This window comes from Devosia sp., from assembly GCF_048261455.1.
Taxonomy (GTDB): domain Bacteria; phylum Pseudomonadota; class Alphaproteobacteria; order Rhizobiales; family Devosiaceae; genus Devosia_A.
Window position 1 is genome coordinate 126,246 of sequence record NZ_JBLXGA010000010.1, and the last position, 13,378, is coordinate 139,623.

15 protein-coding genes, 1 pseudogene and 1 riboswitch are annotated in these 13,378 nt (G+C 63.5%); of the genes and pseudogenes, 8 read left to right on the forward strand and 8 right to left on the reverse strand.

What is annotated here, in order from left to right; all coding sequences use genetic code 11:
- Nucleotides 1–119: 119 nt before the first annotated feature.
- The 7 genes from ACN0TK_RS12275 to gcvPB all read left to right on the forward strand — a co-directional run bounded on the left by ACN0TK_RS12275 (nt 120) and on the right by gcvPB (nt 6,858).
- The gene (locus tag ACN0TK_RS12275) at nt 120–950 is read left to right on the forward strand and encodes a protein-disulfide reductase DsbD domain-containing protein (protein WP_417309795.1); all 831 of its coding nucleotides are present in this window, start codon (nt 120–122) and stop codon (nt 948–950) included.
- Nucleotides 951–1,007: 57 nt separating this feature from the next.
- The gene (locus tag ACN0TK_RS12280) at nt 1,008–1,502 is read left to right on the forward strand and encodes a redoxin family protein (RefSeq protein ID WP_417309796.1); all 495 of its coding nucleotides are present in this window, start codon (nt 1,008–1,010) and stop codon (nt 1,500–1,502) included.
- Between the two features lie 13 nt (nt 1,503–1,515).
- Nucleotides 1,516–2,082, forward strand: a complete 567-nt coding sequence (locus ACN0TK_RS12285; RefSeq protein ID WP_417309797.1) for a hypothetical protein — start codon at nt 1,516–1,518, stop codon at nt 2,080–2,082.
- Between the two features lie 175 nt (nt 2,083–2,257).
- Nucleotides 2,258–2,357: riboswitch (glycine riboswitch) on the forward strand.
- A gap of 53 nt (nt 2,358–2,410) precedes the next feature.
- Complete coding sequence (gene gcvT / locus ACN0TK_RS12290) at nt 2,411–3,565, forward strand: glycine cleavage system aminomethyltransferase GcvT (RefSeq protein WP_417309798.1); 1,155 nt, start codon at nt 2,411–2,413, stop codon at nt 3,563–3,565.
- Complete coding sequence (gcvH, locus tag ACN0TK_RS12295) at nt 3,562–3,915, forward strand: glycine cleavage system protein GcvH (RefSeq protein WP_417309799.1); 354 nt, start codon at nt 3,562–3,564, stop codon at nt 3,913–3,915. The genes gcvT and gcvH overlap by 4 nt, the downstream gene beginning before the upstream one ends.
- 52 nt (nt 3,916–3,967) lie before the next feature.
- Nucleotides 3,968–5,323, forward strand: a complete 1,356-nt coding sequence (gene gcvPA / locus ACN0TK_RS12300) for an aminomethyl-transferring glycine dehydrogenase subunit GcvPA (protein ID WP_417309800.1) — start codon at nt 3,968–3,970, stop codon at nt 5,321–5,323.
- Nucleotides 5,320–6,858 (forward strand): aminomethyl-transferring glycine dehydrogenase subunit GcvPB, encoded by a 1,539-nt coding sequence (gene gcvPB, locus ACN0TK_RS12305; RefSeq protein ID WP_417309801.1) that lies wholly within the window; start codon nt 5,320–5,322, stop codon nt 6,856–6,858. The genes gcvPA and gcvPB overlap by 4 nt, the downstream gene beginning before the upstream one ends.
- A gap of 3 nt (nt 6,859–6,861) precedes the next feature.
- Here the strand turns inward: gcvPB and ACN0TK_RS12310 are convergent, their stop codons facing one another.
- Nucleotides 6,862–7,719 carry an alpha/beta fold hydrolase gene (locus ACN0TK_RS12310; protein ID WP_417309802.1) on the reverse strand — a complete coding sequence of 286 codons (858 nt, stop codon included), beginning with the start codon at nt 7,717–7,719 and terminating at the stop codon, nt 6,862–6,864.
- Nucleotides 7,720–7,905: 186 nt separating this feature from the next.
- Here ACN0TK_RS12310 and ACN0TK_RS12315 point away from each other — a divergent pair, with 186 nt between their 5' ends.
- Nucleotides 7,906–8,466 (forward strand): methyltransferase family protein, encoded by a 561-nt coding sequence (locus tag ACN0TK_RS12315; RefSeq protein ID WP_417309803.1) that lies wholly within the window; start codon nt 7,906–7,908, stop codon nt 8,464–8,466.
- Here ACN0TK_RS12315 and ACN0TK_RS12320 read toward each other — a convergent pair.
- The 7 genes and pseudogenes from ACN0TK_RS12320 to ACN0TK_RS12350 all read right to left on the reverse strand — a co-directional run.
- Nucleotides 8,463–8,960 (reverse strand): GNAT family N-acetyltransferase, encoded by a 498-nt coding sequence (locus ACN0TK_RS12320; protein ID WP_417309804.1) that lies wholly within the window; start codon nt 8,958–8,960, stop codon nt 8,463–8,465. The genes ACN0TK_RS12315 and ACN0TK_RS12320 overlap by 4 nt on opposite strands.
- A 77-nt stretch (nt 8,961–9,037) precedes the next feature.
- The gene (locus tag ACN0TK_RS12325) at nt 9,038–9,541 is read right to left on the reverse strand and encodes an ATP F0F1 synthase subunit B (protein ID WP_417309805.1); all 504 of its coding nucleotides are present in this window, start codon (nt 9,539–9,541) and stop codon (nt 9,038–9,040) included.
- Complete coding sequence (locus tag ACN0TK_RS12330) at nt 9,541–10,209, reverse strand: ATP F0F1 synthase subunit B (RefSeq protein ID WP_417309806.1); 669 nt, start codon at nt 10,207–10,209, stop codon at nt 9,541–9,543. Before ACN0TK_RS12330 ends, ACN0TK_RS12325 begins: the two co-directional genes overlap by 1 nt.
- An 87-nt stretch (nt 10,210–10,296) precedes the next feature.
- A complete protein-coding gene (locus tag ACN0TK_RS12335) occupies nt 10,297–10,524 on the reverse strand; it encodes a F0F1 ATP synthase subunit C (RefSeq protein WP_417309807.1) in 228 nt (75 codons plus the stop codon).
- A gap of 74 nt (nt 10,525–10,598) precedes the next feature.
- Nucleotides 10,599–11,360 (reverse strand): F0F1 ATP synthase subunit A, encoded by a 762-nt coding sequence (locus ACN0TK_RS12340; RefSeq protein ID WP_417309811.1) that lies wholly within the window; start codon nt 11,358–11,360, stop codon nt 10,599–10,601.
- Between the two features lie 20 nt (nt 11,361–11,380).
- The gene (locus tag ACN0TK_RS12345) at nt 11,381–11,770 is read right to left on the reverse strand and encodes an AtpZ/AtpI family protein (protein WP_417309808.1); all 390 of its coding nucleotides are present in this window, start codon (nt 11,768–11,770) and stop codon (nt 11,381–11,383) included.
- Between the two features lie 192 nt (nt 11,771–11,962).
- Nucleotides 11,963–13,378 (reverse strand): annotated as a pseudogene (locus tag ACN0TK_RS12350) (chromosome segregation protein SMC); the annotation flags it as partial.

Genomic DNA, 13,378 nt, shown 5'->3' on the forward strand with positions numbered 1-13,378 from the left:
AACAACTTGGCGCAGGGTGGAAAGATCCCAATCTAGTCTTCCAGCGGCGTGCCCGCCAGCCCGCATCACGATATGACGAGCCGCTTTTCATCCTCTGGTGCCTTCGCTAAGCACTTTGCATGCAGACAATCCGCTCTTTTCTCATTCTGGTCTCGGCGCTTGTTGGCATGGCATCCAGCCCTGCACTTGCTGTCGAGACAGCCTGGCAGGAGGTCGCGCCCGGCGTCCAGGTGCGTCTGATCGGTAGTGGGACGCCACAGCCGGACGGACGCCTGTTGATCGGGCTCGAAGTCGACATGCCGCAATCCACCAAGATCTACTGGCATGTGCCGGGCGAGACGGGCGTGCCGACCGAAATCGATCTGTCGCGATCCTCAGGAATCACTTTGCATGAGACGCTCTGGCCCTATCCGCTTATCGACAACCAGGAGGGGCTGACCGACTACGCCTATTATGGGCACACGGTGGTGCCGGTGGCCGTAACGCTGTCGGGTGGGGCGGCCACGGTCGACGCAAAGCTGATGATGGGCGTCTGTTCCGATGTGTGCATTCCCGTGTCGGCCAGCTTCACCATGCCGCTCAAGCGCGGCGACAGTGCCCCGGGGCAGGATCTGCGCATGGCCCAGGCACTGGCGGAGGTGCCGCTCGAGTGGTCTGACGCGGAGCCGGCCGTTGGCGGCGTGCGCTATGATGCCGCTGACGAGGTGCTGGTGATCGAAGAGGTGGCGCCCGGCATCGATCCGGTGTCGATCATTGCCGACGTCGGGATCGACGGGCAGCTCTTCGGCGCGCCGCAAAAAAGCCGGGATACAAACCTAGTTCTGATCCCGCTATTGGGTGGAGATGGGCTGACCGAAACCGCGGTCCGGCTCACCTTCATGACCGATGAGGGGCCGTTTTCCACATGGTCTGACATCGCCCTGGGCGGGTCGACGGCGGCAGAGCGGTAATCTATGGTCCCGGCGCCGCGAGGCGGCGTTTTTGGGCGAATACTGGACAGATTACATATGATTCATTCCGGCGAGAGCATTCCTTCCGTCCCGGTCCGGCTTGTCGATGAGACGGGGACCAGCGCGGTCACCTCGGATGTTGCGCTGGGCGGTGGACGTGTTGTGTTTTTCGGCCTGCCCGGGGCGTTCACGCCGACCTGCGATACGAACCACCTTCCCGGATTCGTCGCGAATATCGGTAAGTTCAAGGCTTTTGGCGTTGATCGGATCATCTGCGGGTCGGTAAATGATCATCACGTGATGAAGGCCTGGGCCGAGCGTTCGGACGCACTCGGAAAGGTCGAATTTCTCGCGGATGGCGAGGCTGCTCTCGCAGAAGCGCTCGGGCTGTCGACGCACATCCCGGGCATGGGCAAACGCTTCGTGCGTTTTGCCATGATCATCGAACAGGGCAAGGTTCGGGATCTGTTTGTACAGGATGAGGCCGGGGTGACGGTAAGTGGCGCACCCGCGATCCTGATGGCGCTGGAAGCGTCACAGGCGACGGCCTAAGGGGGAATTGGGAATGCGGATTCAACTTGCTGCGCTAAAGGTTGCAGCTTCGGCGACACTGGCGGTCGGGCTGTCTGCCTGTTCGATGGGCAATATGTTTGCACCGGGGCCTGCCGACTCGACGCTGTCGACGGCGAGCCCGACGCAGGCTGAGCTCAGCGCCGTCAATGCGCTGCCGGCCATCGCCACCGAATGCCCGCCGATCAAGGTGCGCCAGGGCGCGCAGGCGCTGTTCAACTACGGCAACGGCCGCAAGGGCAATGCGCGCGACCTCAACTACCAGGCGGTGATCGATCAGGAATCGCGCAATTGCGTGGTGTCCAACGGGCTCATCACCGTGAAGATGGGCGTGACCGGTCGCGTTCTGCTCGGCCCTGCCGGCAACCAGACCAATGTGACCGTACCGGTGCGCTTCGTGGTCGAGCGCGACGATGTCGCCTTGTTCAGCCAGAAATACGAAATCCCGGTTTCGATCACCCCGCCAGCGCAGTCGAACGACTTCGTCAAGGTCGTGGAGAACGTCGGTATTCCCTATACCGGCGGCGAGAACATCGTCATCTGGGTCGGCTTCGACGGCTGAACCATAGGGGCCATGCAAGAGCAGCCGATTGACTCTTTTCGAAAAACACGGCTAGCTCGAATTCGACTGCGGGAGAGTCCGCGCTGGGGCCGTCTTAGGACGGTGACGTTCGCAAGCCCAGCCGGCGCCGAAGGAGCAACCGCCCCGGAAACTCTCAGGCCAAAGGACCGCAGTTCTACGTCACTCTGGAAAGCGGGCGAATTCGCCCCACCGAAGGAGCAACCTGCCCATAGGCGGTAGGGAAATCTCTCAGGTTAGCGGACAGAGGGGGCACCGACGCGTCGGCGGCATTGCCGACGCATGCGATGCCACGACCCGCGGGTGACCGATGACCGACGAGACGCTCAAGACCGTTCCGCTGAATGACCAGCATGTTGCCCTGGGCGGGCGCATGGTGCCGTTCTCGGGCTACAGCCTGCCGGTGCAATATCCGACCGGGATCATCGCCGAACACAAATGGACCCGCGAGCACGCCGGGCTGTTTGACGTCAGCCACATGGGCCCGGCTTTCCTGACGCTCGACAGCGTGAGCGGCGATGCCGAGGTGGACCACGCGGCGATCGCCGCCATCATCGAGCCGCTGATCTGCGGGGATATTGCCGGTCTGCAGCCTGGCCAGATCCGCTACACGCTGCTGCTGAACGAGACCGGCGGGACGCTGGACGACCTGATGGTCGCCCGTTCGCCGGGCTATGCCGGGGCGCTCTATCTCGTCGTCAACGCCGGCACCAAGGACAATGATTTTGCCCGGATCGCCGAGGCCGCCGCCGGCAAGGCGACGCTGCAGCGTGTCGACGACAACGCGCTGCTGGCCCTGCAGGGGCCCGAAGCGGTGGATGTTTTCGCTGGCCTCGTGCCCGGTGTGGCCGCGCTGGGCTTCATGCAATACGGGCCCTTCGATTGGCGTGGAGAGGAACTGATCGTTTCGCGCTCCGGCTATACCGGCGAAGATGGCTTCGAGATTCTGTGCTCGCCCGGACGCGTCGCGGAACTGGTCGAAACCCTGCTCGCCGACGAGCGCGTCAAGCCGATCGGGCTTGGCGCCCGCGACAGCCTGCGGCTCGAGGCCGGCCTGCCACTCTATGGGCACGATCTCGACGAGACCGTCTCGCCGATCGAGGCCGGGCTAAACTTTGCCGTTTCGAAGCGCCGCCGCGAGGCTGCCGATTTCCCGGGCGCGTCCCGCATTCTCAAGGAGCGCGAGGACGGGCCAACCCGCATCCGTGTCGGCCTGACCGTCGACGGCGCTCCGGCGCGCGAGGGCGCCCCAATTCTCGATGCCGACGGCACGGCCATCGGTACCGTTACTTCGGGCGGCTTTTCGCCGACGCTGGGCCGCGCCATCGCCCTTGGTTTCGTGCCGCCGGACCACGCCGCGCCCGGCACCCAGTTGCAGGTCGAGGTGCGCGGTCGCACCCAGATCGCGCATGTCGTTCCCACCCCCTTCGTTCCCCACCGCTACGTCCGGAAAGCCCCGAAATGACGAAATACACCAAGGACCACGAGTATATCCGCCCCGATGGCACCGTCGGCATCACTGCCTATGCACAAGAGCAACTGGGCGATATCGTCTTCGTCGAACTGCCCAGTGTCGGCCAGAAGCTGAACCAGGGCGACGAAGCTGCAGTGGTCGAATCGGTGAAGGCCGCGTCCGAAATCTATGCGCCGGCTTCCGGCACAGTGGTTGCGGTCAATGAGGCGCTCGGCGGCGAGCCGGGACTGATCAATACCGCCCCCGACGGTGACGGCTGGATCTTCAAGCTCGAGCTCGATGATGCGTCGCAGCTGGATGACCTGCTGGACGAGGCGGGCTACGCGGCAATCAGCAGCTGACGCCGGTCGCGCTACGTCCCCCACGCCCATGCGCTTCATGAAGGCCTGTTAGATGAGATATATCCCCCATTCCGACGCCGAGCGGGCCGACATGCTGGCCGTGATCGGCGCCAAGTCGGCTGAAGAGCTGTTTGCAAAGGTGCCCGCCACGGCGCTGCTGAGCGAGCCGGTCGATCTGCCGCCGCACAGCCCGGAATTTCTGGTCGAAAGACACATGCAGGCGCTCGCTGCCAACAGTCATGCGGCGGGTGAGGGGCCATTTTTCATCGGAGCCGGCGCCTATCGGCATCACGTTCCGGCAACGGTCGATCACCTGATCCAGCGCTCGGAATGGCTGACGGCCTATACGCCCTATCAGCCGGAGGTCTCGCAGGGGACGCTCCAGATGCTGTTCGAGTTCCAGACCCAGGTGGCGCAGCTGACGGGCATGGAGGTCGCCAATGCGTCGATGTACGACGGCTCCACGGCGACCGCCGAGGCGGTGCTGATGGCGCGGCGACTGACGCGGCGCAATCGCATCATCCTGTCCGGTGGCCTGCATCCGCATTATCGCGACGTGGTGCGCACCTATGTCGGGCATGGTGAGGAGCTCGAGTGCCTGAGTGCCTCGCCGGAAGGGCAGGGCGATATCCTCGACCGGATCGACGACCAGACGGCCGCGATCGTCATCCAGACCCCGGATTTCTACGGCCACCTGCGCGACGTGAAAAAGGCCGCCGAAGCGGCCCATGCAGCTGGCGCGCTGGTGATCGTGGTCGTGACCGAAGTGGTGTCGCTCGGCCTGCTTGAGGCGCCCGGTGCGCTGGGCGCCGATATCGTCGTGTGCGAAGGCCAGTCGATCGGCAATGCGCTGAACTTTGGTGGGCCCTATGTCGGCCTGATGGCGACGCGGCAGAAGTTCGTGCGCCAGATGCCGGGGCGGCTCTGCGGCGAGACAGTGGATGCCGATGGCAACCGCGGTTTCGTGTTGACGCTGTCGACCCGCGAGCAGCACATCCGCCGCGAGAAGGCGACTTCGAACATCTGCACCAATGCCGGGCTCTGCGCCCTGGCGTTCTCGATCCATATGTCGCTGCTGGGCGAGGCCGGGCTGAAGAAGCTGGCGCGGCTCAACCATGCCAATGCCGTCAAGCTGGCCCGCATGCTGGGCACGGTGCCGGGCGTCGAACTTCTCAACACCAGCTTCTTCAACGAGATGACCATCCGCTTGCCGGTGCCCGCCGCGCCCGTGGTCGAGATGCTGGCACAGGCCGGCGTGCTGGCCGGCGTGCCGGTCAGCCGGCTCGAGCCGGACAATCCGGCCTGTGCCAACCTGATCGTCCTCGCAGCGACCGAGCTGACCACCAATACCGATATCGAGATGCTGGCTGACTGCCTGACCGCAGCGCTGCAGGAGGATGCCCAATGAGCATGAACACCCAGGGCCGGCCCACCGGTGTAGGCACCGCCGGCGTGACCTCCTCGGGCTCGGCCTTGCTGCCCGATGAACCGCTGCTGTTCGAGATCGGCGACACCGAGCATTCCGGCGTCGACCTGCCGGAGCCCGATATCGAGATCGATGAGCGTTTCCTCGGCGGGTTCACACGGCAAAGCGAGATCGGCCTCGCCGGTCTGACCGAACCAGAGGCCATGCGCCACTATGTGCGGCTGAGCCGCCTGAACTATTCGATCGACAGCGGCATGTACCCGCTCGGCTCGTGCACGATGAAGCACAACCCGCGGCTGAATGAAAAGATGGCGCGCCTGCCGGGCTTCGCTGACATCCATCCGCTGCAGCCCACCTCGACCGTGCAGGGCGCGCTGCAGCTGATGGACCAACTGGCCCATTGGCTGATGACGCTGACAAATACTTCCGCCGTCTGCATGTCCCCCAAGGCAGGTGCCCATGGCGAGATGGTCGGCATGATGGCCATCCGCGCCGCGCAGCAGGCCAAGGGCGAAGGGCACCGCTCGATTGTGCTGGTGCCCGAAAGCGCCCATGGCACCAACCCGGCGACGGCGGCCTTCCTAGGCTACTCCGTGCGTTCCATTCCGGCCCGCCAGGATGGCACCGTGGATGTCGTGGCGGTGAAGGCGGCACTGGGCCCCGATGTCGCGGCGATCATGCTGACCAACCCAAACACCTGCGGGCTGTTCGAGCCCGACGTGATCGAGATTGCCGCCGCCGTGCATGAGGCCGGCGCCTTCTTTTACTGCGACGGCGCCAACTTCAACGCCATCATGGGCGTGGTGCGGCCGGGCGACCTCGGCATCGACGCTATGCATATCAACCTGCACAAGACCTTCTCGACGCCGCATGGCGGCGGTGGGCCGGGTGCGGGGCCGGTTGTCCTGTCAGAGGCGCTGGCGCCCTTCGCGCCGATCCCCTTCGTCCGCAAGGGCGAACTGATCGAGCATGTCGAAGACCAGCACCTGGGCCGCGTCACGGCCTTCCACGGCCAGATGGGCATGTATGTGCGGGCGCTGACCTATATGCTGAGCCATGGCGGCGACGGACTTGCCCAGGCGGCCAAGGACGCCGTGCTGAACGCCAATTACGTCAAGGCGCGGCTCGAGACCGAGTTCTCCGCCCCGTTCAGCGGTCAGCCCTGCATGCATGAAGCGCTGTTTGATGACAGCTTCCTCGATGGCACCGGCGTCACGACGCTGGATTTCGCCAAGGCGATGATTGACGAGGGCTTCCACCCGATGACCATGTATTTCCCGCTGGTGGTCCATGGCGCCATGCTGATCGAGCCGACCGAATCGGAAAGCAAACAGACGCTGGACCATTTCTGTGACGTGATGCTGGAGCTGGCGCGAGCGGCCAAATCCGGTGACAGCCAGCGCTTCACCGCGGCCCCGATGAACGCGCCACGTCGGCGTCTGGATGAGACGCGGGCGGCCCGCGCGCCGATCCTCAGATGGGAGCCGCCGACAGATCTGCCGCAGGCAGCCGAGTAGGGCTCAGGCAGACTTGGCGAGCGGCAGTGGCAAATGCCGCTGCCGGTCTGCACAATCGGCGGCGAACTGACTCAGAAGACGGTTGAAGGTATCGGCCTGATCCCAGAACGGCGCATGGCCCGCGTTGGGTATGATGTGGCAGACATTTCGCCACAGACTGCCGTAGGCGAGGCCAGCGATGTAGCCGAGTCGCGCAACAGAATCGTTCTCGCCATTCACCATGGCAATAGGCACCTCGGCACTGACAACCGTTGCGAGCTGGTCGGCGCCGATGGCCTGCATAAGGCTGCGCGAGACGCCGGTGCGTACCCGCCCGTCGGTACGCAGGATATCATCCAGAAATGCCGGATTGCCGGCACCGTGGAAACACAGCTCCAAGAAGCGCTCCGCGTCACGGCGGGAAAAAAACTCTTTGGTCGCGAGCAGAAGGTCCCAGGTCGCCTGAAATCCACGTAGCATGCCGAGCGGGCCGGGAGCGACGGGCGGTGCGCCGGTGAGCATCACGCCGGAAACACGCTGGTCGCTGGCGAGCATTTCGATGGCGATGTGACCACCCAGCGACCAGCCGAAGACGACGGCCTGTTCGACATCGCGTGCATCCAGCACCATTTCGACCGCCCGGGCCATCTGAGGCAACTGATAGTCCTCCGCGGCCACTGCATCCTGTGACTCGCCATGACCGGGTAGATCGAGGGCAATCAGCCGGTGCCGATCCGCCAGCGGGCTGTCGAACTGTCGGGCAAAAACCTTGCGTGAATATCCAGAGCCGTGAATCAATACCAAGGGCGCGCCGGTGCTACAGCTCTCGCTCAGCCGGATATTGCCCATCGGCGTATGTACGGTGCAGTCAAAGCTCGGCATAGCTGCGCGCGGTGCTCCATTTGTAGGCACCGTGCATCAATTGTCCTACGGTGACGTCAAGAGTGGCGGTAAATAAAGCGATAAGTGACGCGGTCGAATGCCCGCCAAAAATTAGGAGGAATACTGCTATAGGCGAAACCGCAAAACATGCTTAAGCTTTGGTTTATGACCGGCTGGGAGACATTGGTGAATTTCGTATTGGACTTGGCTATTTCCGTTTTCAGCATTGCCGTCGTTGTTCAGTACGCGGTATCGCTGCGCACGCATTTTGCGTCTGAAAAGATGCCGACAGGCACCGTCGTGATCTCACTGGTGGTGACCGCGACCAGCTTGCTCTATCTGCTGCTGTTGTGGTTCGGCGAGCAGCATACGGTGCCACAGATCGTTGGCCTTTTGATCGAGGTCGCCGGTATGGCCCTGTTCTGGTGGGCCATCAGAGCATCGCGCGCAGCCCGCCTGAAGATGGCCTTCGACAAGGAAAACCCGCACGGGCTGGTGACGGGTGGCCCCTACGCCTACCTGCGCCACCCCTTTTACACCTCTTATCTGATCTTCTGGGCCGGCTGGGCGATTACCACGTGGTCACCCTGGGCCATCCTGCCGCTGCCGATCATCCTCACCATCTATGTGATGGCGGCACTTGGCGAGGAGCGAAAGTTCTCGAACACGCCCATGGCCGAAGACTACGCGGCCTATCGTCAGCGGAGCGGCTTTTTCTGGCCGAAACTGACGGGTCGCGTCAGCTAGTCGAGGCTTGGTCGAGCAGGATGGTGGCTGGTCTCAAGGCGTTTTAGCGTCTTGCTGAGATAAACGACGGTGCCATCCATGAATGGCTCTTCCACGTCCTCTGTGTAGCCGACCGCGGCATAGAGCTGGCGGTTGGCGGCCATCTTGCCGTTGGTCAACAGGCGGACCTGGTGGTGGCCGGCGTCCCGGGCCAAGCTTTCTGCATGTGCCAGCAGGTCCCGGCCGATGCCGCGGCCCTGAGCAGAGGGCAGGACGGCGATGTTTTCGAGCCAGAAATGGTCAACTCGGGATTCGGTCTCGATGAGCCCGATCACCTTGCCCTCCGCCTCAAGCAGATCGAAGCGGTGAACTCTTAGCACCGCGTCGTAGTCGACCAGCATTGGCCGCGGTTCGCGGCCGAGGATGGGCACCCATTTCTGATAGGCTGCGCGGACCAGCGTTCCGATGGCGGAGGCATCCTCGGGGCGGGCCTGTCTGAACAGTGTAGCGGGCATGGATACTCCTTGCAGCGCCCAAAGAAAAAGGCGGGCCTGAGCCCGCCTTCGTCAATTCCAAGAGGTCGTCAAAGGCTTCAGTTGAGCCGGGCGGCGACGTCCTTGATAGCCTGGTCGAGCATGACATCGCCATTGTCGGCCATCTGCTTGGTGAGCAGCAGGCGGGCCGCTTCGACCGCAAGATCGGCAGACTGGGCGCGGACCTCGGCAATCGCCTGAGCTTCGGCCTGGGCGATTTTCTCGGACACGGCCTTCTCGCGACGGGTCACCATCGCTTCCAGCGCTTCCTTGGCCTCGGCGGTCAGCCGGAAGGCATCTTCACGGGCAGCCGTAACGATTTCCTTGGCTTCGTTCTCGGCCTCGTCACGCCGGCGGGCGTAATCCTCGAGCAGCGCCTTGGCTTCCTTGCGCAGGGCCTCAGCATCGGCCAATTCGGTCTCGATCGCCTTGATGCGGGCATCGAGCATCTTGGCGACAGTCTTGTGAATGCCAAGATAAAGCGCAATGCCAATGAAGATGACCAGGGCGATGGTGGCCCAGATGGTGGCGCCAGTGGTGGCGTCGAACCCGAAGCTCCACATCAGCCTTGCTCCTTGCTCGCCGCAGTCACGGCGTCCTTGGCCTGCTTGGCGGTGACATTGCCCGAGATCCTGGCAACGAGCGCCTGGGCAGTCTCAGCGGCGATGTCGCCGACATTGGCCATTGCCGCCTGCTTGGTGTCGGCGATGCGGGCTTCCGCTTCCGTCACCTTCGCAGCAAGACCGGCCTCCACATCAGCACGACGGTTTTCGATGTCGAGCTTGATGCTGGTGCGGGTCTCTTCGGCAATCCTGTGCGCATTGGAACGCGCCTCGGCCAGAGCCGCGTCGTATTCGGCAGCGGCTCGCTCGGTTTCCATGCGGAGGCGCTCGGCCTCCTTGAGGTCGCCCTCGATCCGCGTACGCCGCGTATCGAGAATGGAGCCGATCCGGGGCAGGGCAACGCGGCTCATCAGCACGTATAGTGCTGCGAACGTGATCGCCAGCCAGATCAGCTGACCCGAGAAATAGGTTGGATCGAAGGGCGGGAAGGCCTCTGAATGGGCCTCGGTGCCGGCATGCGTTTCGCCGACGCCATGCTCTTCACCCACGGTGACGGCGTGGTCTTCGCCAGTCTCCGCGGCCGGTGCCGCTTCCACGACCCCGTCCTGCAGCGCATTGCCGGTTTCAGCCTGCGCCACCACAATGATGTCCTGGGTCGAACCCACCATCTAGTTACCCTTTGCGGCCGCTTCGGCCCCGGAACATTCCGGGACCCTGGCAGTCATGTCCGGCGGCCAGAGCCGCCGGGTCGGAAATCAGACCACGAACAGCAGCAGGAGTGCCACGAGGAACGAGAAGATGCCCAGTGCTTCGGTCACAGCGAAACCGAAGATCAGGTTGCTGAACTGACCGGCAGCAGCAGCCGGGTTGCGCAGCGCGCCGGACAGAAAGTTCGAGAAAATGTTGGCCACGCCAATGGCGGCGCCCGCCATGCCGAAACAAGCCAGACCTGCACCGATAAACTTAGCGGCTTCAGCTTCCATTGTTCAGTCTCCTTGGCAGCGTCGTGCTGCGGGTTGGGAGCCGGACGGTCACTTCGACCGCCGGCGATGGGAAATCAGTGCGACGGGTGGATCGCGTCGTTGATGTACATCGACGTCAGCAGCGCAAACACATAGGCCTGCAGAGCTGCGACGAGGAATTCGAGGGCCGTGATACCGACGGTCAGCGCCAGCGGCAGCAGTGCGCCGAGCCAGCCGAGAAAGCCCAGGCCGCCCATCGAGACGACGAAGCCGGCAAAGACCTTCAGCGTGATGTGGCCTGCGAGAATGTTGGCGAACAGTCGAACCGACAGCGAGATCGGCCGCGACAGGAACGAAATCACCTCGATGACCGCCACCAGCGGCAGGATGTAACCAGGCACGCCGCTCGGCACGAAAAGTTTCAGGAACCGCGGGCCATTGCGGTAAAAACCGTAGGCAATCACCACAATGAACACGAGCATCGCCAGCGCGAAGGTGACGACGATGTGGCTGGTGACCGTGAAAAAGAACGGCACCATGCCGAACATGTTGGCGACCAGCACGAACATGAACAGCGAAAAGACGAAGGGGAAGAATTTCTTGCCTTCCGCGCCGGCGGAATCGGTCACCATTTTGGAGACGAATTCATACATCATCTCGGATACGAGCTGGGCCCGGTTCGGGATGATGCTGCGGCGCTGTGTCGACAGCAGCAGATAGGCGCCGATCAGGCCAACCGTCAGCACCATGAACAGTGCCGAGTTGGTGATTGCAGGACCGCCATCGCCAAACGAGACGATATCGGTGATCTGGAACTGGTGAATCGGGTCGACTTTGTTCGGATCGGCCAACGTTATGTCCCTCAGGCTCGCGCCTATTATTCTTTTTCTTCGTCGTCTGGCACGCCCGTGGCGGCCGCTGGCGGTTGATCCGCCTTATCCATCTGTGCTGCTGCGCGTATCACATTGAGTACGCCCGCTGCAAAGCCCATCATCAGCATCAACAACATCAACCATGGGGTTGTATTCAACCACAGGTCGAGAACGTAGCCGATACCCGCGCCCACGATAATGGCCGCGACGAACTCCGAACTGAGCCGCATGCCGCGACCCCATCCGGATAAATTCTTGTCTCCAGCGCCGCCATGTTCGCCTGCCGCCGCCAGCCTCTTGCCCTGCGCCCGTTCGATACGGGCCGCAAGATCCGAGGTCAGGTCGCCCATCCGCCCACTGCTGCCGGGTGCCTCGGTTTTGCGCTCGTCGTTCATGGCGCCAATCCTAGCAAGCCCGGGCGGCAAAGTGATGGAAAGCCCCCGAAAGTCGGGCGCAACATAGTGGCCGCCCCCAAGGGTGTCAAGGCTGAGCGGAGCTGGCTAAGTATTTGAAATTCAATCATATTCACCCTCCATCGGGTGGTGTGACATTGAGTCATGCATATGGCGGCGGTGTGGCGCCTGTCGCTAGACGGCTGCCCGCACCACTTCCTCGGCGCCTCGGAGGTCCACGGAGACCAGTTGGCTGACCCCGCGTTCGGCCATTGTAACACCGAAAAGCCGGTCGACGCGCGCCATGGTGATGGGATTGTGCGTGATGACGAGGAAGCGCGTCTCGGTCCGCTCGGTCATCGTATCGAGCAGGGTGCAGAAGCGCTCCACATTGGCATCGTCGAGCGGGGCGTCGACCTCGTCGAGCACGCAGATCGGTGCCGGATTGGTCAGAAACACCGCAAATATCAGGCTCATCGCGGTCAGCGCCTGCTCGCCACCGGAGAGCAGCGTCATGGTGGTGGGTTTCTTGCCGGGTGGCCGGGCAATGATTTCGAGCCCGGCCTGGAGCGGATCGTCGCTTTCGACGAACTGCAGCTCTGCCGTGCCGCCACCGAAAAGTGAGGTGAAAAGCGTCTGAAAGTGAGCGTTGACCTTCTCGAACGCCTCGTTGAGCCGGGTCCGGCCCTCGCGGTTAAGGCTCTGGATCCCGGCGCGCAACTTGGCGATGGCGGCAATCAGATCGTCGCGATCGGTGACCATCTCATCAAGCTTTTCGCGGACTTCCTCCGCTTCCTTTTCGGCTCCGAGGTTGACCCCGCCGAGGCGCTCGCGCTCGGTTTTCAGCCGGTCGAGCCGGCTTTCCACCTGCTGTTCTTCCGGCAGCGCCTGCTCGGGGCGCAAGCCGGCGACCTGCGCGGTTGTCCGGGCCTCGACGTTCAGCGTTTCGATCACCTGGCGCTCGATCTGGCCGCGCTGCGCCTGAAGGCCCTTGATGCGCTCTTCGATTCGGGCGGCTTCGGCGCGCAGACCGGCGAGGCCCTCGGCGGCCAGCCGCTGTGCCTTGTCGGCCTCGCGCTGCCGGGCTTCGCCCTGGCTGAGTTCGTCGGTGGTGGCCTCATGGGCCTTCCGTGCTGCTGCGATTTGCGCATCGAGCTCGGCGCGCCGTTCGCCAAGAGCATCCGGGGCGGCTGCCAGCGTCTCCATCTGCGCAGCGACTTCCCGCGCGCGCGCCTGCAGCATATCGAGCTGGGCCGCCGCGCTGTCGCGCCGCCGCTGCCAGCTGGCGAGATCATTGGTAATCTGGGTGATGCGCGACGCCCGCATGCGCGATGCAGTCTCGAAGTTTCCGAGCCGCAGCCGCGCCTGTTCGGCATCGCGCCGTAGAGTGGTCAGCGTTTCCTGCGCGCGCGCCGCTGTTGCAGCCGCCTCGGCGTCATCGGCCAGAGCGGCATGCGCCTCGGTTGCTGCCTGCAGTGCCGTATTGGCTTCTGTCAGATCGGCGGCGAGGCGTTCCGTGGAGTCCTTCAGCGTTGCCTGTTTGGTGGTGAGATCGACCAGCGCGCGTTGCGCTCCGTCGACCTCGGTCTGCGCCTGGGCGATTGCGCGCTG